1 protein-coding gene and 1 pseudogene are annotated in these 534 nt (G+C 29.2%); one reads left to right on the forward strand and one right to left on the reverse strand.

What is annotated here, in order from left to right; all coding sequences use genetic code 11:
* Positions 1-341, forward strand: a pseudogene (locus AMN84_RS01415) (hypothetical protein); the annotation flags it as partial.
* On the opposite strand, the gene AMN84_RS05010 reads toward AMN84_RS01415, so the two are convergent.
* The gene (locus AMN84_RS05010) at positions 338-487 is read right to left on the reverse strand and encodes a hypothetical protein (protein ID WP_179850679.1); all 150 of its coding nucleotides are present in this window, start codon (positions 485-487) and stop codon (positions 338-340) included. The pseudogene AMN84_RS01415 and the gene AMN84_RS05010 overlap by 4 nt on opposite strands.
* Between the last annotated feature and the right edge of the window lie 47 nt (positions 488-534).

A 534-nucleotide genomic window follows, 5' to 3' on the forward strand; every position in this document is an offset into this window, starting at 1 on the left:
TTTTTTGGGCAGTTTTGATATTTACAATAGGTGCCAAAATTTTTCCTGATAAAGATACCAAGGTCACTTTTAAAAAAATCTTAATCGCAGTAGGTATAGCACATGCCCCTGGATTACTGAGATTTATAGCATTAACTCCTGACTTAGTTATGCCAATAATTTTTTTAACTCAATTTTGGATATTTGCCTCATTAATAATTTCAACTAAAGAGGTATTGAATTTTAAATCAAATATTAAAGCTTTTGGAATAGTTTTTTTATCATTTTTAATATTGGCAATTTTATCTGTTTCTTTTGTAATGAGTAGATTAAATAGTCTGCCAATTAGTAATATTACCTAAAGAGGAAATATAGTTTTAGAAATCCTACAAGAGACACAAATTTTATATCCAAACATTAGTAAATTTTGAGAAACACTCTCATCTTCACAACCACATTCCTCACAATAATCATCGAGATGGTCTTTATCATTTTTAATCTCAGTCATTATCAGTCAACCCTGCGCCAGCTGAAGTTTTTTTTGAACTTTCGGTT

Source organism: Candidatus Pelagibacter communis, assembly GCF_001180105.1.
GTDB classification, from domain to species: Bacteria; Pseudomonadota; Alphaproteobacteria; order Pelagibacterales; family Pelagibacteraceae; genus Pelagibacter; species Pelagibacter ubique_K.